The 16,923-nt window shown below is 66.7% G+C and carries 18 protein-coding genes; 10 read left to right on the forward strand and 8 right to left on the reverse strand.

Annotation, left to right across the window (positions count from 1 at the left end; translation table 11 throughout):
• On the forward strand, positions 1-586 hold a 586-nt coding region (locus tag BIS11_RS01095; protein ID WP_253585660.1), incomplete at its 5' end, for a TOBE-like domain-containing protein.
• Between the two features lie 11 nt (positions 587-597).
• Here the strand turns inward: BIS11_RS01095 and BIS11_RS01100 are convergent.
• The gene (locus BIS11_RS01100; RefSeq protein ID WP_253423751.1) at positions 598-1,209 is read right to left on the reverse strand and encodes an alpha-ketoglutarate-dependent dioxygenase AlkB; all 612 of its coding nucleotides are present in this window, start codon (positions 1,207-1,209) and stop codon (positions 598-600) included.
• A 92-nt stretch (positions 1,210-1,301) separates the two neighbouring features.
• Here BIS11_RS01100 and BIS11_RS01105 point away from each other — a divergent pair, with 92 nt between their 5' ends.
• Positions 1,302-1,895, forward strand: coding sequence for a YajG family lipoprotein (locus BIS11_RS01105; RefSeq protein WP_253423748.1), 594 nt, complete (start codon positions 1,302-1,304; stop codon positions 1,893-1,895).
• Between the two features lie 18 nt (positions 1,896-1,913).
• On the opposite strand, the gene BIS11_RS01110 is transcribed toward BIS11_RS01105, so the two are convergent.
• From BIS11_RS01110 to BIS11_RS01120, 3 genes are all read right to left on the reverse strand, one after another.
• Positions 1,914-2,561 (reverse strand): thiopurine S-methyltransferase, encoded by a 648-nt coding sequence (locus BIS11_RS01110; RefSeq protein ID WP_253585662.1) that lies wholly within the window; start codon positions 2,559-2,561, stop codon positions 1,914-1,916.
• A 2-nt stretch (positions 2,562-2,563) separates the two neighbouring features.
• Entirely contained in the window at positions 2,564-3,145 is a 582-nt protein-coding gene (locus tag BIS11_RS01115) for a TIGR04211 family SH3 domain-containing protein (protein ID WP_227389753.1), read from the reverse strand.
• Between the two features lie 124 nt (positions 3,146-3,269).
• Positions 3,270-3,599: a DUF1820 family protein gene (locus BIS11_RS01120; protein WP_227389754.1), complete on the reverse strand. Its 330-nt coding sequence runs from the start codon at positions 3,597-3,599 to the stop codon at positions 3,270-3,272.
• 223 nt (positions 3,600-3,822) lie between these two features.
• Between BIS11_RS01120 and BIS11_RS01125 the strand changes: the two genes are divergently transcribed.
• Complete coding sequence (locus tag BIS11_RS01125) at positions 3,823-4,578, forward strand: TlyA family RNA methyltransferase (RefSeq protein ID WP_253585663.1); 756 nt, start codon at positions 3,823-3,825, stop codon at positions 4,576-4,578.
• Here the strand turns inward: BIS11_RS01125 and mscK are convergent.
• Positions 4,575-7,880, reverse strand: coding sequence for a mechanosensitive channel MscK (gene mscK, locus BIS11_RS01130; protein ID WP_253585669.1), 3,306 nt, complete (start codon positions 7,878-7,880; stop codon positions 4,575-4,577). The genes BIS11_RS01125 and mscK overlap by 4 nt on opposite strands.
• Before the next feature lie 179 nt (positions 7,881-8,059).
• Between mscK and BIS11_RS01135 the strand changes: the two genes are divergently transcribed.
• The 4 genes from BIS11_RS01135 to BIS11_RS01150 all read left to right on the forward strand — a co-directional run bounded on the left by BIS11_RS01135 (position 8,060) and on the right by BIS11_RS01150 (position 10,187).
• A complete protein-coding gene (locus BIS11_RS01135) occupies positions 8,060-9,100 on the forward strand; it encodes a phospholipase A (protein WP_253424841.1) in 1,041 nt (346 codons plus the stop codon).
• A gap of 79 nt (positions 9,101-9,179) precedes the next feature.
• Positions 9,180-9,512, forward strand: coding sequence for a YqjD family protein (locus tag BIS11_RS01140; RefSeq protein WP_253424844.1), 333 nt, complete (start codon positions 9,180-9,182; stop codon positions 9,510-9,512).
• Complete coding sequence (locus BIS11_RS01145; RefSeq protein ID WP_253424846.1) at positions 9,512-9,910, forward strand: phage holin family protein; 399 nt, start codon at positions 9,512-9,514, stop codon at positions 9,908-9,910. The genes BIS11_RS01140 and BIS11_RS01145 overlap by 1 nt, the downstream gene beginning before the upstream one ends.
• Positions 9,891-10,187, forward strand: coding sequence for a YqjK family protein (locus BIS11_RS01150; RefSeq protein WP_253424849.1), 297 nt, complete (start codon positions 9,891-9,893; stop codon positions 10,185-10,187). Before BIS11_RS01145 ends, BIS11_RS01150 begins: the two co-directional genes overlap by 20 nt.
• A 50-nt stretch (positions 10,188-10,237) precedes the next feature.
• Here BIS11_RS01150 and BIS11_RS01155 read toward each other — a convergent pair whose 3' ends face one another.
• Positions 10,238-11,422, reverse strand: a complete 1,185-nt coding sequence (locus BIS11_RS01155) for an NAD(P)/FAD-dependent oxidoreductase (protein WP_253424853.1) — start codon at positions 11,420-11,422, stop codon at positions 10,238-10,240.
• Between the two features lie 141 nt (positions 11,423-11,563).
• Here BIS11_RS01155 and BIS11_RS01160 point away from each other — a divergent pair, with 141 nt between their 5' ends.
• Together BIS11_RS01160 and BIS11_RS01165 are read left to right on the forward strand one after the other, a co-directional pair.
• Complete coding sequence (locus tag BIS11_RS01160) at positions 11,564-12,625, forward strand: efflux RND transporter periplasmic adaptor subunit (protein ID WP_253424856.1); 1,062 nt, start codon at positions 11,564-11,566, stop codon at positions 12,623-12,625.
• Entirely contained in the window at positions 12,625-15,735 is a 3,111-nt protein-coding gene (locus tag BIS11_RS01165) for an efflux RND transporter permease subunit (RefSeq protein ID WP_253585665.1), read from the forward strand. The genes BIS11_RS01160 and BIS11_RS01165 overlap by 1 nt, the downstream gene beginning before the upstream one ends.
• Before the next feature lie 47 nt (positions 15,736-15,782).
• Here the strand turns inward: BIS11_RS01165 and BIS11_RS01170 are convergent, their stop codons facing one another.
• Complete coding sequence (locus BIS11_RS01170) at positions 15,783-16,196, reverse strand: DUF3617 family protein (RefSeq protein WP_253424198.1); 414 nt, start codon at positions 16,194-16,196, stop codon at positions 15,783-15,785.
• A 135-nt stretch (positions 16,197-16,331) separates the two neighbouring features.
• Here BIS11_RS01170 and BIS11_RS01175 point away from each other — a divergent pair, with 135 nt between their 5' ends.
• Positions 16,332-16,541 carry a CPXCG motif-containing cysteine-rich protein gene (locus BIS11_RS01175; RefSeq protein ID WP_253424195.1) on the forward strand — a complete coding sequence of 70 codons (210 nt, stop codon included), beginning with the start codon at positions 16,332-16,334 and terminating at the stop codon, positions 16,539-16,541.
• Between the two features lies 1 nt (position 16,542).
• Here the strand turns inward: BIS11_RS01175 and BIS11_RS01180 are convergent.
• Positions 16,543-16,923 (reverse strand): ABC transporter permease subunit (locus tag BIS11_RS01180; protein ID WP_253585667.1); only part of this gene is annotated, 381 nt, incomplete at its 5' end.

Raw genomic sequence — 16,923 nt, forward strand, 5'->3', positions numbered from 1 at the left:
GGCTCGACCGCCAAGGCGCGGGCCAGCGATACCCGCTGCTGCTGGCCGGCTGCACGAGGAGCTCGGCTTCACTAGCGTGTTCGTCACCCACGACCAGGAGGAGGCGCTGGAGCTTTCCGATCGCGTGGTAGTGATGAGCAACGGCCGCATCGAGCAGATCGACACGCCCGAGGCGCTCTACCGCACCCCGAAGAACCGCTTCGTGTTCGAGTTTCTGGGCGAGGTGAACCACCTGGAGGGGCGGGTTCAGAACGGCGTGCTGCGCTGTGGCGATGCCCAGCTCAACGTGAACCTGCCCGATGGCGACGAGGAGCTGCTGCTGCGCCCTCACGAGGTGCGACTGGCCTCGAGCTTCGAATCCGGCGTGCACCTTCCGGTCACCGTGACGGCGATTTCACTGGTCGGTGCCGAGGTGCGCGTGGAGCTCGAGGCGGACTGGCTCGCGGCGCCCTGGCTTGCCACCGTGCGCCACGCGGATTTCGAACGCCTCAAGATCCATCGCGGCCAGCGCCTCTATGCCCACCCGCGCCAGTGGCATCGCTTCAAGGATGAAACGGCGCGCCCGCGTCAGGCGCCCGCTTCCTGATCTGAAACGCCTCAGCGCATCTGCCGGAAGGTGAGATTGACCCGTGCGCTGCGGCTCTTGCGGGTCTTGGGCAGGGCGTGCAGCCAGTGAGCCTGGGTCTCGCCCTGCATGATCAACAGGCTGCCGTGGGCGAGCTCGAGCGACACCCGTTCGCCGCTCGCCTTGTGCTTGAATGAAAAGCGCCGCGCATCGCCCAGGGTCAGCGAGGCGATGACCCCATCCGGCACCAGCGTCTTCTCGTCGTCGCTGTGCCAGCCCATGCCCTCCTCGCCGCAGTGGTACAGGTTGCAAAGGCAGGCATTGAACGTCGCATGGCTGGCCTTCTCGACGCGGGCCTTGAGCGCGAGCAGACAGTCGGCCCAGGGCGAGGCCACGCGGGTCCTGCCGGAGTAGGCGTAGGGCATCGCCGTGTCGGCGTACCAGGCGATCTTGCGTCGGGTGACGATCTCGCGGCCGAACATCGTCACTCGCTCGTGCTCCCAGTCGAGCTCTTCCAGGCAGCGCGCCAGCGCATCGCTGGCTGGCCCGGCGTCGAGCACGCGCTCCAGGTAGTACGCCTCGCCATCCTGCGGCAGGCGATTGGGGAGACGTTCCTGCTGGGCGTAAAGGTCGTCGTGAGGCATTCTGCTACCATCGTCGAAAGGCGTGAATCGAGGCATTACTCAAGCCAAGTCGCCACGTTATACTGCGCTTTTGGCCACTTCGGAGAACTCCCATGCTGCGGCGTCATTTTCTTGCTCTCTCGTCGGCGCTGCTCGCCGGCGCCCTGCTGGCCGGCTGCGCCAGCCCCCAATATCTTCAACCAAGCCCCGAGCGTACCGCCCAGGTCCCTCAGGTCGGGTCCGGCCAGCAGGTGAGCGTGGCGGCGGTCGATGCCCGCGAGAGCGAAGTGCTCGGCACGCGCGCCGGTGGCAGCATGTCCACCGCGCAGATTACCGTCAACAGCCACGAAGTGATGCCGCGCCTCCAGGAAGAAGCGGAGCGGGCGGTGCGCGAAATGGGCTTCAACCCCGTACCCGGCACCAACCCGGACGGCCCGAGCCTCACCCTGGAGCTTGCAAGCCTGCATTACGGCCAGGGCGACAGCGGCCAGCCCTTGGTGGACGAGGCGCGTATCGAAGGGGTTTTCCGCGCCATCGTCAAGAACAAGGGCACCACCTACACCGGTACTTACACCTCGCGGCGCACCCAGGGTTACGCCATCAAGCCCGGTGAGGCCACCAACACCCGGATGATCAACGACCTGATGAGCGATGGCTTGAACCGCGCCTTCAGCGACCCGGAGCTCGCCCGCCTGCTCGCCCGCTAGCCCATCCCACGGCGCGGGTCATCTCGGCCCGCGCCGCGTCAAGCGCCACACCTGCTCGGCGACGCCGCGCGCGTCCGGGCTGCTCTGCTCGAGGCACGCCACGGTGAAATTACGCTCGAAAAGCGCCTCGATCTCCTCGTCCCGTACGCTGTAGGGCGGCCCTTCGCCGCCGTTTTCGTGCGTCACGCTGATCAACAGACCTTCGACGCCAGGGGGCAGTAGCTGAGCCAGGTGGAAAGCGTAGCGCTGGCGGGTGGCCGGCGGCAGTGCGATCAGCGCGGCGCGATCGAAGAAGGCGCCGAGCTCGAAGGCCTGGTGGATATGCAGGTGGAAGAAGTCACCGCGCCAGAGCTCGATGGTACCCTGGCGCGTGATCTCGAAACCGGGCAGGTGATAGCGCGATACGTCGTCTTGGGATTGCGCGATGAACTGTTCCACCGCCTCCGGGGCGAGCTCCACCCCCAGCACCGGATGGCCAGCCTGCGACAGCCAGCGCATGTCGAGGCTCTTGCCGCACAGCGGCACCAGCACCTTGGCCCCCGGAGCCACGCCCAGCGTGGGCCAGTAGCGTACCAGCGCCGGATGCGCAGCGTCCTGGTGAAAGCCGATTCGCCCTTCCCGCCAGCGCCGGCGCCACGGGTTGTCGTGATCGCGGTCGTCGTGCACGCCTAGAACCAGCGGTCGCGCTTCTTGCGCCGACGCGGCAGGTGCGGAACGATCAGCCCGACCAGCAGCCCCGCCCCTGCGACGCCGCCACCGTACATGAAGTAGCGCATCAGCAGGTCCTCCTCCTGGGTATCCAGGCGGGCCTGCAGGGCGCGGATCTGCTGGCGAGAGCGCTCGGCCTCGCTGTCGAGTTCCTGGTTGCGCGCCTCGAGATCGGCGATGCGCTGTTCGCGGGTCTGCAGCGTCTCCTGGGTGGAAGCCACGCGCTCCTCCCAGGTCTCGTTGATGCCGTCGAGCTCCTGGGTGAGTTCCTCGACCTGCTCCTCAAGCTCGGGAAGCTGCTCGCGGGCACTCTGGGTCTGCTGCAGCTCGCTGCTCAGTACCCAGACCGCATCGCCGCCGCTGCCGCGCACGCGGGTGTAGTCACCGCTTTGCTCGAGCACTTCCACCTGCTCGCCGGCGTTGAGCGTTCCCACGATCCGATAGCCATCGGTGGGGCCGCTGCGCACGAAGGTGCTCAGCTCCTCGCTGACCCACGCCTGGTTATCGGTCTGGGCGAAGGCCGAAAGACTCACCGCGCTCATCAAAAGCCCCGCACCGGCGAGACAACCACTTAAACGACGCTTTTTTTCTTGCATGACTCAAAGTCCTGATCATTGACACATGCGCTCATCACGACCGCGCGCGAAACGCGCAACGCTCGAGCGCCTACCCTTCTCCCCGAGGGGGAAGCGGAAAGGGACGGGGAAACTCCGCGACACGGGTGTCGCTCTTGACGACCTTCAGCGGGCCTTCGCGCTCGACCTCGTCGATGCGCACGATGGCGTTGAGCGGCAGGTAGCTACGCTTGACACCGTCGAAGGTGCGCTGCAGCTTCTCGGCGCCCGGGTCCACCACCACCCGTGAAGCATCGTCGAAGACAAACTCCTCGACTTCAATAAAGCCCCAGAGTTCGCTTTGAAAGATTTCTCTGACGTATAGATCCCACACCTCACCCTGCTGGTGAACCACTACCCGGTAGATCGGCTTGGCCGCCATCTTGGCCTTGTCCTCTTGCCATGTGAAGGTCATAACCCGCCCTCTAGCCTACCATACTCTGCTGCCCGCCCTTCACTGTCGCATGCCTTGCACGCCAGGCCGCCCTGCCTGCCGGAAGCGCCCGACTTTCGTGTATAATCCCGGCCGAGGCGACAGCCCTCGAGAAATCCCCATGCGAGCGACCCTCGCGATGGCCCGCTTCCTTACCGATGCCCGGTGTGACATGACACGACTCGACCAGCTGCTGACAAGCCTGGGGCTCGCCGATTCCCGCACTCGCGCCCAGCGCCTGATTCGCAACGGCCGGGTGCGCCTGGCAGACGGCACGCCGCTCACCAAGGCCTCGGAGAAGTGGCCGGCCGACACCCGTTTCGTCATCGAAGACGACCCGGAGGAGCGCTACGTGTCCCGCGCCGGGCTCAAGCTCGAAGGCGTGCTCGATGCGCTCGGGATGCGCCTGGACGACGTGGGCGTGCTCGATGTCGGCCAGTCCACCGGCGGCTTCACCGACTGCGCGCTGCGCTTCGGTGCCCGCCACGTGATCGGCGTGGAGGTGGGTCACGGCCAGCTCGCCCCTGTTCTTCGCGAGGACCCTCGCGTGACCTGCCTGGAAGGGCTCAATGCCCGCGCGATGAGTCAGAGCGAAGTACTTGCGCGCGCCCTTGCCGAGCGCCCGGTCGAGCTTGCGGTGATGGACGTCTCGTTCATCTCCCAAACGCTGATCATCCCCGAGATCGCCGCGCTGCTGCCGCCGGGCGGAAGGCTGCTGTCGCTGGTCAAGCCGCAGTTCGAGCTCGACCCTAGGGCGCTCGACAAGCGCGGCGTGGTCAAGAACCCGGCCCGCTTCGACGCGGTGAAGGCGCTCGTGGTCGGCGTGTGCCGCGACCACGGCCTGACAGTGTCCCACTGGCAGGAGAGTTCGATCACCGGCGGCGACGGCAACCGGGAGTTCCTGCTGCTGGCGACCAAGGCCCGCTAGCCCAGCGACGCCGGCGGCAGCTCCTTGGCCGTTTGCACCTTGACCGGCTCGGAGTCGTCGCGGTGCAGCCACACGTCCATCTGCTCGAAGGCAATACGAATGCCCGCCTCGCGCAGAAGCTCCTCCACCCGGCAGTTCACCTCATCGGCGGCGAAGAGCCGGTCGACCAGGTCGTTGACGAAGATGCGCAGCTCGAAATTGAGGCTGTGCGGGCCGTAGCTTACGCAGAACACCTGCGGCTCCGGGTCGGCCAGAACGCGGGCGTTCTCGTCGGCGGCCTGGCGCAGGAGCTGGTGCACACGGGCCAGGTCCGAGCCGTGGGCCACGCCGAAGGTGAGCACCACCCGCGTCACGTTGTCGGACAGCGACCAGTTGATCAACTGATCGGTGACGAAGGTCTTGTTGGGGATGATGATCTCCTTGCGGTCGAAGTCGGTCACCGTGGTGGCGCGGATGCGAATCCGGCTGACGGTGCCGTGCAGGTTGCCGAGCGTGATGGTGTCGCCGATGCGGATCGGCCGCTCGAACAGGATGATCAGCCCCGAGATGAAGTTGGCGAATATCTCCTGCAAGCCGAAGCCGAGCCCCACGCTGAGCGCGGCCACCAGCCACTGCAGCTTGTCCCAGGAGACACCGAGGCTCGCCAGCGCCATGACGATACCGGAGCCCACGATGGTATAGGACAAGAGCGAGGTGATCGCGTAGGCGCTGCCCTGCTTGAGCGACAGCCGCGAGAGCACCATCACCTCCAGAAGCCCCGGCAGGTTGCGCGCCATGATGAACATCACCGCCACCACCAAAAGCGCCGTGAACACGTCGGTGAGCGACAGCGCACTGCCGACCAGGTCGCCGTCCTCGGCGTCCCATAGCGAGACCTGGTCGAGGTACCCGAGGACGGTCAGAAGATCCGACCACACCAGGTACAAGAGTGCGAGAAAGGCGATCAGCAGAATCAGCTTGGAAAGGCGCAGCGACTGGATGTTGATCTTCTCCATGTCCAGCGGCGGCTCCTCGACCACCTCGAGCCCGCCCTCGGCGCCCTCCTGCACCTGGGCGCGGCGACGCGCCAGCGCCCGGCGGTAGGCCAGCCGACGCGCGGCCACGGCCAGGCTTCGCACCACCGTCGCCTCGACGATGATCCAGAGCCCCAGGATGTAGAGCGTGATGGCGAAGCGCCCCACCAGGCGCAGCGCGGTGTACTCGTACCCCCAGGCGACCAGCCCGGCCAGCACCAGCGGCACCGCGGCGATGGAGAGCCCCAGCAGCAGCCGAAACAGGCGCACGCCGAAAAACGGCACGTGGGCGAGGATCAGCTTGGCGAGCCACGCGCTCATGGCGCACAGCGCCAGGAAGAACAGCCCCAGCGCCACCGGGTACTGGGCCAGCGGCGTCTGCATGGGCGCCGACAGCGTAGCGATGAACACCACCAGCGACAGCGCCATGCCGAGCCCGCCCAGCAGTTTTCTGAGCATGGCGTTGTAGCCTGGCGACCAGGTGAAGTGCCGTTCGGCAACGCCGTCGGGAACCAGGAGCCGCCTCCCCCAGGCGATCGCTCCCCAACTGAGCGCCAGTTGCAGGAAGGCCATCGCCAGGCTCGTCGCGCGAGGGTCCTCGGTGGCATTGAGGCCAACGCCCACCCCGGCCAGCACCAGCGGCCCGGGGATCGCCAGCAGCGCGTTGAGCAGCACCGCCTTGGGCGTATGGCCCTGGGTGTCGCTCTTGAGCCGGCCGATCTGGGAGTGGATCAGCGCCAGGCGCGCCTTGATGCGCGGGCGAAGCCAGGTCAGCAGCAGGCTGATCAGCACCAGCGGCGCGCCGGCCAGCACGTCCCAGGAGAGCCACGGCCAGCGGGTGGGCAACAGACTTCGCCATTCGCCTTCGCGCCACTCGTTTTGCAGGTTGGCGGGCAGTTGCCGGAGCCAGGCGATGTCGAGCGGGCGACTGTTGGCGACCCAGAAGAGCTGCTCGTCGATGGTGGTGCGCAGGCTGCGGGTGATGTCGAGAAGCTGCTGCTGGTTGAGCTGCAGCTCGATGGCAGCGCTCAAGAGCTCGCCGTAGGCCTGTTCGAGCTGCTCGACCAGCTCCCGGCGCGACTGGTAGAGCCGCGAGAGCGAGTCGACCAGCGCCGGGGTGACCTCCACCCCGGCCTCCTCCAGGCGCTGGGTGGCCAGCCGCTCGCCCTGGCGCAGCTGGTCGCGCTGGCGAATCAGGTCGAACTGCTTCAGGCGCAGGTCGGCGATCTCGTCCTGCAGGTCGCGCCGGGGGGCGATGCTGGGCAGCGACTGGCGCTGCTCGGTGAGAATGCGCGACAAGAGCTGGCTGCCGCGAATGGCGTCGAGCTGCTCGTTGAGGCTGCGCTGGAGCTGGCGCACGTGGTCGAGCTGGCGCTGCGCCTCGATGTTCTCGCGCACGATGCCGTTGGCGCGATCGGTGGCGCGCAGAAGCTCGAGACTCAACGACTGGTTGATCTCCTGGGCGCGCAGTACCACCGGGTGGCCCTCGGCGATCAGCGGATCGTCCCGGGCGGCGTCGGCGATCGCCTGTTCCGACGCCAGGCGGCGCTGGCGATCGATGGCGCCCTGCAAGAGGTTGAGAAGCTGCTCCTGCTCGTCGATCTGCAGCGACAGCAGGTCGCGGCGCTGCTGGGCGAGCTCGCGCAGGCGACTGTTGGCACTCAGTTCGCGCTGGTTGAGCATCACTTCGCGCTCGGCCACCGCCCGGTCGAGGCGCAGCTGGATCAGGTTGGCGTCGTTCTGGGCGGAGAGCTGGCGGTCGGCTACCCGCTGCTCGCGCTCGTCGACCTCGCGGCGCAGGTTCTCGCTGCGCTGCAGGGCATCGGAGATGGCCTGCTGGGCACGCTCGGGCAGGGTCTGGGCGGCGAGCAGCTGGGAGCTGGCGTCGGCCAGTTGACTCTGCAGTTGCTGCAGCGTCACCACCGCGTCGGCCTGGCGGCTTTCCAGGCTCTCGAGTGGCGTGTCGCTCAGATCCTCGACGTTGAGCGCCTGGCGCTCCTGCTCGGCGTCGTCGAGTTCGCGCTCGAGGCGCAAAAGCAGTTCCGGGGCGTTGGCGATGCGCTGCTCGAGCGAGGCCAGGCGCTCTTCCATGCCCTCGAGGCGTTCGTAGCTGTCCAGCGCCGACTCGATCGCCTCCTGGTCGCGCTGCTGGGCGGGCGTGAGCTCGGCCTCGGCGGTTTCCAGGGCGTCCAGGCGTTCGGCCAGCTCCTCCCGGGCAGGCACGCCCTCGACCTCGACGGCCAGGGCCGCCGGCACCGCTACCATCAGCGTGACCAGCACGCCCCACATCCACCGCCTCACCACATTCTTCACCACGTCGTGTATGCCTCACTGGCTGCGTGCACCGCTGCAACGGCGACATTGTCGGAGGTAATCGGCGCTTTCGCAATCAGCAGTGGTTGACTTAAACGGCCAGCCTGTATAGAAAGCCCTGTTGATTCCCCCTTCTACCTTCGCGAGCCCTCCCCATGGTCACCCGACACCGGTTACTAGCAGCTCTTTTCGTGTTTGTCGGCACCACGCCGATGGCGTCGAACGCCCTGGCACAGTCAGCGGACACCCAGGAAGCCATCGAGGCCCGCATTCGCGCGCTCAACGTCGAGCTCTACCAGCTTCGCGAGCAGCTCCAGCAGATCGAGGCACCAGAGCAGAGCGCCGCCGGCATTCCCGCCGAGCCCCTGCCCGAAGAGGCCGCGCTGGTGGATCTCAACGAGCGCCGCCTGCTCGAACAGGAGTCCACGCGCAACCCGTTCGCGATCACCACGCACCGTACCAACTACATCTTCCCGTTCAGCTACAACAACAAGGTCAACGAGCAGAACTTTCGCGAGATCACCGACGAGAACGGTCCGGACAACGTCGAGGTGAAGTTCCAGTTCAGCGCCAAGTTCAACCTGGTGGAGGATCTGTTCGGCGACGTGGGCGACGTCTACTTCGGCTATACCCAGCGCAGCTGGTGGCAGGCGTACAACACCGACGCCTCCTCGCCCTTTCGTGAAACCAACTACGAGCCCGAGATCTTCATCGATTTCGACAACGCCTGGACGGCGCTTGGCTGGGTGAACACGCGCAACCGCGTCGCCTTCAACCACCAGTCTAACGGCCGCTCCGACCCGCTGTCGCGCAGCTGGAACCGGGTCTACCTGGAGAGTACCTTCCAGCGCGGCGACTGGGCCCTGACGCTGGCGCCCCACTGGCGCGTGCCGGAATCCGACGGCAGCGACGACAACCCGGACATCGAGCGCTACATGGGCTACGGCGACATCCGCGTGGCCAAGCGGCTCAATGGCAACCACGAGATCGCCACCCAGTTTCGCGGCAACCCCTCTGCCGGCAACTACGGCACCCAGGTGGACTACAGCTGGCCGGCGTTCACCAATCTTCGCGCCCACCTGCAGTACTACTACGGGTACGGCGAGAGCATGATCGACTACGACAACCGCGTCCACCGGTTGAGCATCGGTTTCAGCCTCAACCCGATGTTCAGCGCCACCGGTCTCGACCGGTAGGACGCCGAGTTGTCTATTCGACGATGACTGCTATGCTGGATAGGGTCATCATTTCATTCACCCGTCAAAGGAAGACAACATGGCTAAGCGCAACTCCGATAGTTCCACACGTGCCGATCAACTCAAGAACGACCTGCGTTATCTGAGCGAGACCGTGGAAGAGCTGGTCAGTGCCACATCGAAGGATGCCAGCGGTGAAATGCGCGGCCTGCGCGAGCGCGCCGAACGTCGCCTGAAAGAGACCCGCTCCCGCCTGGAAGCCGCCGGCGAGAGCCTCTACGAAGACACGCGTGATTCGCTCTCCCAGCAGGTCGACTGCTGCGACCGCTACGTACGCGAGAACCCCTGGACGAGTCTGGGCATCGGCGCCGCCGCCGGCCTGGTAGCGGGTCTGCTGCTCGGTCGCCGCTAATGGCCTTGGGCCCTACCCAACGCGTATTCTCTGCCGCCAAACGCCTGCTGAAGTCACTGGTTGCCAACAGTGAAACCCGCCTGCGTTTGGCGGTTCTCGAACTCGAGGAGGAACGCGCTCGTCTTCTGGTTCTTTTCATGCTGGCAGGTGCCAGTCTGCTGCTTCTGTTGCTGGGTATCGCGACCCTGACCGCACTGGTCATCGTCTACTTCTGGGATACCTATCGCATCACCGCCATCGCCATCAGTGCAGGCGCGCTCATCTTCATGAGCCTTCTACTGGCCGTGATCGCCCTTCGTCAGGCGAAGAGCCATACGCTGTTGAAGGAGACACTCAAGCAGCTGGCAGCGGATCGGGCTCTTCTGGAGGCCAACGATCATGACTACCCCGCAAAGTGACGTGAAGCCCAGCCGTGCCGAACGCAAGGCGGCGCTGCTCGCCGAGCTCGAGCGCCAGCGGGTCGATATCCTGGTCGACAGCGACTACCTGCTCCAGGCCGCCGCTCCGCTCGAAAACGGCTGGGGCCGCTTGAAGCTGCCGCTCTACGCCGTGGGAGGCATTGCGGCCTGGCGTATACTGCGTCATCCCGGCGGCGCCATGGCGGCGGGTCGCAAGGCATTGGCAGGCTACATGCTGTTTCGCAAGTTCAAGCTGCTGGCCAAGATCGCCACCTGAACGAGGGCGCGGTTCTCGCGCCCTTCTCCTCGACTTGACGTCTTCTTCTCTTACAGCGCCTGCGCGCAAGCCACCGCGCTCGACCACGCCCACTGAAAGTTGTAGCCCCCCAGGCGGCCGGTCACGTCCAGCACTTCCCCGATGAACCGCAGCTGCGGCATGCCCTTGACCTCGAACGTCTTCGACGAGATCGCATCGGTGTCGATGCCCCCCATGGTCACCTCGGCGGTGCGCCACCCTTCGGTGCCCGAGGGCTTGAGCGTCCAGGCGTTGAGCCGCTCGGCCCACTCCTCGAGCGCCTCGTTCGAAAGCTGGGCCAGCGGCACCTGGGTGTGCGCCTCGGGATACCATTCGATCAGCGCCTGGGCGAGGCGCTTGGGAAACTGCTCGCCGAGCCAGGTCGCGAGCAGGCGTTTGGGCGTCTGGGCGCGCGCCTCGAACAACAGCTCCCGCGCCGAGCGTTTCGGCAGCAGGTCGATGGTGAGCGCCTCGCCCGGCTCCCAGACGCTCGAGATCTGCAGCATCGCAGGCCCCGACAGCCCCCGATGGGTGAAGAGCATCGGCTCGGTGAAGCCCTGGCCGCCATGCTCGACGCTCACCGGCACGCTGACCCCGGAGAGCGCACTCGCCCTTGCCTTCCAGCCATCGCTCAGGGTGAGCGGCACGAGCCCCGGGCGGGTCGGCAACACCTCGAGGCCGAACTGGCGGGCGATCTCGTAGCCGAAGCCGCTCGCGCCCAGGGTGGGAATCGAAAGCCCCCCGGTGGCGACCACCAGCGCGCCGGCATCGATACGCCCGAGAGAGGTTTCAAGGCGCATGCCCTGGCCTGCTCGCTCCACCCGCGTGATGCGGGTCTCGAGCGACACCTCGACACCCGCCCACTCGCACTCGGTCAGAAGCAGCCTGACCATCTCCTTGGCGGAGTCGGCGCAGAACAGCTGGCCCGGCGCCTTCTCCACGTACGCAAGGCCGTGGCGCTCGACCAGCTCGACGAAGTGCTCCGGGCGGTAGCGCTTGAGCGCGGAGATGCAGAAGTGCGGGTTCTGGGAGTAGAAGTGGCGCGGCGCGGTATCCAGGTTGGTGAAGTTGCAGCGCCCGCCGCCGGACATGAGTATCTTCTTGCCCGCCTTGTTGGCATGATCGAGCACCAGCACGCGCTTGCCCGCATAGCCTGCCTGGGCGGCGCACATGAGCCCTGCGGCTCCCGCGCCAATGATCACGACATCGAATACCATGCGGCGCCCCTCGATTCACTATAAAGTCGTGCATTCTAGCAAAGTCCACGGGGGCGATGCTCCCGCGCGGCGTTGCATTAAACGCCGCATTGCCCGACCCTGCGACCTTTCGCCCATGCCCGCTCGCCGACCGAGACGCCTATGCCCACGTTGATCCGCCCTTTCGGGGCGCTGTTGCTCCTGCTCTGCCCGCTGGCCTTCGCCCAGCCGCTGCCCGGCGTGATCGCAAGCCTCGCCGAACGCGCTCCCTGGTCGGACCCGCTCGAGGCACTGGGCACCCTGAGCGCCGACGAGAGCGTGACGCTGTCGGCCACGGTGACCAAGACCGTCGCCGAGATCAACTTCGCCGACGGCGAGCAGGTCGAGCGCGGGCGGCTGTTGTTCCGCCTCGAGGATGGCGAGGAGCAGGCTCTCTTGCGCGCCGCCGAGGCTCTGAGCGCCGAGCGCGCCAACGTGCTGGGGCGCGTCTCCCAGCTTCAGGATCGCAACCTGGCCGCCCGCGCCGACGTGGAAGACCGCCAGGCCCAGCTCGACCAGGCGCGCGCCCAGGTCCAGGCCCAGCAGGCGCGGCTTGCCAACTACCGTATTCGCGCGCCGTTCAGCGGCCGGGTCGGGTTTCGCGAAGTGAGCGTGGGCACGCTCGTCACGCCCGGCACGGCCCTGGTCACCCTCGACAAGCTCGACGTCATGAAGCTCGATTTCAGCGTGCCGGAGGTCTTTCTCGGCCGGCTGTCGCCGGGGCTTGCCCTGAGTGCCACCAGCGTCGCCTTCCCCGACGAGGTCTTCAGCGGCGAGATCGCCACCCTCGGCACGCGCATCGATCCGGTCACGCGCAGCGTCGAGGTGCGTGCGCTCATCGACAACCCGGGCCTGCGCCTGCGCCCGGGTCTGCTGATGGAAGTGATCGTCCAGCAGCGCCTGCGCGACGCCGTGGTGGTGCCCGAGGCGGCGCTGGAGCCCAGCGGCGACCGCCACTACGTGATGGTGGTTCACGAAGAGGACAATGGCCACCGCCTGGAACAGCGCTCGGTGATGATCGGCGAGCGCCGCCACGGCGAGGTGGAAGTCCTCGAAGGATTGGACGAGGGCGAACTCGTCGTGGTCCACGGGCTGCAGCTCGCCCGGGACGACCTGGCGGTGCGTCTGCTCGGCGTGATGGACGACCACACCGGCGTGCGCGAGATCCTGGAGGCCCACCGCTGATGCGTCTCTCGGACATTTCGGTCCAGCGCCCGGTGCTGGCCCTGGTGATCGCCGCATTGATCGTCGCCTTCGGGCTGCTGGCCCTCGACCGCCTGCCGCTGCAGGAGTACCCCACCGTCGACCCGCCCATCGTCAGCATCGACACCCGCTACCCGGGCGCCTCGGCGAGCGTGGTGGAAACCCGCATCACCCAGGTGCTCGAGGATCGCATCGCCGGCGTCGAGGGCATCGAGCTGATCACCTCGCAAAGCGAGGATGGCCGCTCGCGCATCGAGATCGAGTTCGCCATCACCATGGATATCGACTCCGCGGCCAACGACGTGCGCGACCGCATCTCCGGCGCCTTGCGCAACCTGCCGGACGACGCCGACAACCCGGAAGTCACCAAGGCAGACAGCAGCGAGGAGATCGTCGTCTGGCTGAGCCTCTCCGGGGCGAACTACTCGATGACCGAGCTCACCGACTACGCCAACCGCTACCTGGTCGACAGCCTGTCGGTACAGCCCGGGGTGGCCCGCGTACGGGTGGGCGGCGGGCGCGACTACGCCATGCGCGTGTGGCTCGACCGCAACGCCCTGGCCGCGCGGGGCCTGACCGTGGGCGACATCGAGGATGTCCTGCGCGCCGAGAACGTGGAGCTTCCGGCCGGGTCGCTGCAGTCCGAAGATCGCCAGTTCATCGTGCGCCTGCCGCGCGCCTTCGCCACCGCCGACGACTTCAAGCGTCTCGCGCTGGATCAGGGCGCGCGCGGGGAGCTCGTGCGCCTGGCCGACGTGGCCCGGGTCGAGGTCGGCGCGGTGGAGGATCGCTCGGTGTTTCGCGCCAACGGCGTGCCCATGGTCGGCCTTGGCATCATCATGCAGTCCACGGCGAACGTGCTGGCGCTTTCCGAGGCGGTGCAGGAAGAGCTTGGCCGCCTGCAGCAGACGCTGCCGGAAGGCATGGCGCTGGCGCTCGACTATGACGCTTCGCTGTTCGTCTCCGGGGCCATCGAACAGGTGGTGAGCACGCTGTTCGTCAGCATGATGCTGGTCGTGGTGGTGATCTTCCTGTTCCTGGGCAATTTCCGCACCACGCTGGTGCCCGCCGTGACCGTGCCGATCGCCGTCATCGGCGCCTTCACGGCGCTGGCGGTGATGAACTTCTCGATCAATCTCTTGACCCTGCTGGCACTGGTACTGGCGATCGGGCTGATCGTCGACGATGCCATCGTGGTGCTCGAGAACATCAACCGGCGCATGCATGACTATGGCGAGACGCCGCTGGTCGCCGCCTATCGCGGTACCCGCCAGATCGGCTTCGCGGTGATCGCCACCACCCTGGTACTGGTGGCGGTGTTCGTGCCGCTGAGCATGCTCCAGGGCGATATCGGCAGGCTGTTCTCGGAGTTCGCCCTGACCATGGCCGCGGCGGTGGTGTTCTCGACGCTTCTGGCGCTGACCCTCACCCCGATGATGGCCTCGAAGATCTTGAAGCCCGGCATGCACGATGGCCGCATCGGGCGCGGTGTACAGCGCCTGCTGGGCGCCTCCCAGCGCCTCTATCGACGCGTGCTGATCAGAACGCTCGCGCTGCGCTGGCTGGTGGCGGCGCTGTTCGTCGGCCTGCTGGCGGCCACCGCCTGGCTCGCCATGGCCCTGCCGAGCGAATATACCCCTCAGGAGGATCGCGGCAATTTCATCGTGCTGGTCAACGGCCCGGAAGGCGCCACCTTCGAGTACATGATGGACTACATGGACGAGATCGAGGCGCGTCTGGCCCCCTTCGTCGAGCGAGGCGAGCTGAAGCGTGTGGTGGCGCGGGCGCCGCGCGGCTTCGGCAATATCGAGAACTTCAACAGCGGCTTCTTCATCATCGACATGGTCGACTGGGGCAGTCGTCGCAGTGCCTGGGAGATCATGGGAGACGTCCGCGAGACGCTGACCACCCTGCCCGGCGTCCAGGCGTTCCCGGTGATGCGCCAGGGCTTCGGCCAGCGCACCCAGAAACCCGTCCAGTTCGTGATCGGCGGCGGCTCTTATGAGCAGATCGCCCGCTGGCGGGACGTCATGATCGAGCACGTGCGCCGCGACAACCCGCGCCTGACGGCGCTCGAGAGCAATTACGACGAGACCCAGCCCCAGCTTCGCGTGGACATCGACTACGAGCGGGCAGCGGCGCTCGGGGTGACCGTCAGCGAGATCGGCCGCACCCTCGAAGTGCTGCTCGGCGGTCGCAACGTGACCCGCTACGTCGACGATGGCGAGGAGTACGACGTGATCCTCGAGGGCGATCGGGCGCGCCAGCAAAGCCCCCGGGCGCTGGACAACATCCAGGTACGCTCGATCCGAAGCGGCGCCCTGGTGCCGCTGTCGAGCCTGGTGACCCTCACCGATTTCGCCGGCGCCAGCACGCTCAACCGCTTCGACCGGGTACGCGCGATCACGCTGGAGGCCAACCTGGCCGATGGCTACCCGCTGGGCGAGGCGCTGGCCTACCTGCAGCAAAGCGCCGATACGCTGCTGCCCGAGGCCGCCCAGACGAGCTTCGCCGGCCCCTCGCGGGATTTCCAGCAGGCCAGCGGCGCCACCGCCTTCCTGCTGGTGCTCGGGGCGGTGGTGGTGTTTCTGGTGCTCGCCGCCCAGTTCGAGAGCCTGGTGCACCCGCTGGTGATCATGCTGACGGTGCCGCTGGCCATGAGCGGGGCGCTGCTGGCGCTGCTGTTGAGCGGGCAGTCGCTCAACATCTACAGCCAGGTGGGGCTGGTGCTGCTGATCGGCCTGGCGGCGAAGAACGGCATCCTGATCGTCGAGTTCGTCAACCAGCTGCGCGACGAGGGTCTGGCGTTTCGTGACGCCCTCGTCGAGGCATCGGTGACGCGCCTGCGCCCGATCCTCATGACCGCGATCACCACCATGGCCGGCGCCATCCCGCTGATCGTCTCGAGCGGCCCGGGGGCGGAGTCGCGGCTGGTCATCGGTACCGTGATCATGGCCGGGGTCGCCGCGGCGACGCTGTTCACGCTTCTGGTGGTGCCGGTGGCCTACGACCTGCTCGCCCGGCGTACCGGCTCGCCCGGCGCGGTCAAGCGTCGGCTGGAGGAGGAGATGGCGCGCAGTGATGCACGCTGAAACGCAAGGAGCGCCCGAAGGCGCTCCTCGTGACTCGCTCGAAACGCTCAGCCGCAGTCGCCGACGCGCTCGCCCTCGATCGAGGTGTTCATGGTGAGCTCGCCCATCGGTGACTCGGTCAGAATCGACACGTCGCCGTCGATGCGCTCGCCCATGAAACGCATCTCGCCTTCGATGGTGGCCTGGCCGCCCTCGGCGCTGCACGCCATGCTGTAACTGATGCCGTCGGCGTTCATGTCCTGGCTGAGAAGCTCGCAGCCCTGCTCCTCCTCGATCAGCCCGAAGGAGTCGCTGTCGAGCTCTTCCTGGGTGATGCACTGACGCTCGGTTTCGGTCTGATCGGGAATGTCCATGTCGCCGCTGATGCGGGTGACGCTGACGAATTCCCACTCGCCCGGGGTGACGTTGGGCGTATCCGCCAGGGCGACCATCGGGACGGCCAGAGCGGCCGCAACTGCCATGTAACGTATCATCATCGTTCTCTTTGATTGCTGGGAAGAAAGACCCGCCCTCATCCTACCCGATTCCGCCCCTCGGTGTCCGCATCCGCTCTGCTACACTCAATGACAATCATCTCACTGCCTGGAGAACCCGCCATGGACGACGATGCCTTGATCGAGCACGCCTTCGACTGCCCCTACTGCGGCACCCCGCTCACCTTCGTCATCGATACCTCCCAGGGCAGCCATACCACCTGGGAGGATTGCCACCGCTGCTGCGCGCCGATCCAGGTACAGGTGGTGCTTTCGCCGATGACCGGCGAGATAGAGGCCATCACCACCGGGCGCGACGACGACGTGCTGTGAACTATTCGCCGTCGCCCGCCTGGTGAATCAGCGCCAGGCGACGCTTTTCGCTTCGACGCATGACGTACCAGGCCAGGAGGGTGGCCAGCGACACCACCAGGATGATCAGCGTGGCCAGCGCGTTGATCTTCGGCGAGACGCCCAGGCGCACCGAGGAGAACACCACCATCGGCAGCGTGTTGGCCCCGGGGCCGGAGACGAAGCTCGCGATCACCAGGTCATCCAGCGACAGCGTGAAGGCCAGAAGCCACCCGGCGACCAGCGCCGGCGAGATCACCGGCAGCGTGATGCTGAAGAACGTCTTGAGCGGCGGCGAGCCCAGATCCATCGCCGCCTCCTCGATCGAGCGGTCCATCTCGCGCAGGCGCGCGGCGACCACCAC

The organism is Halomonas sp. 707D4, from assembly GCF_024158685.1.
Lineage (GTDB): Bacteria > Pseudomonadota > Gammaproteobacteria > Pseudomonadales > Halomonadaceae > Vreelandella.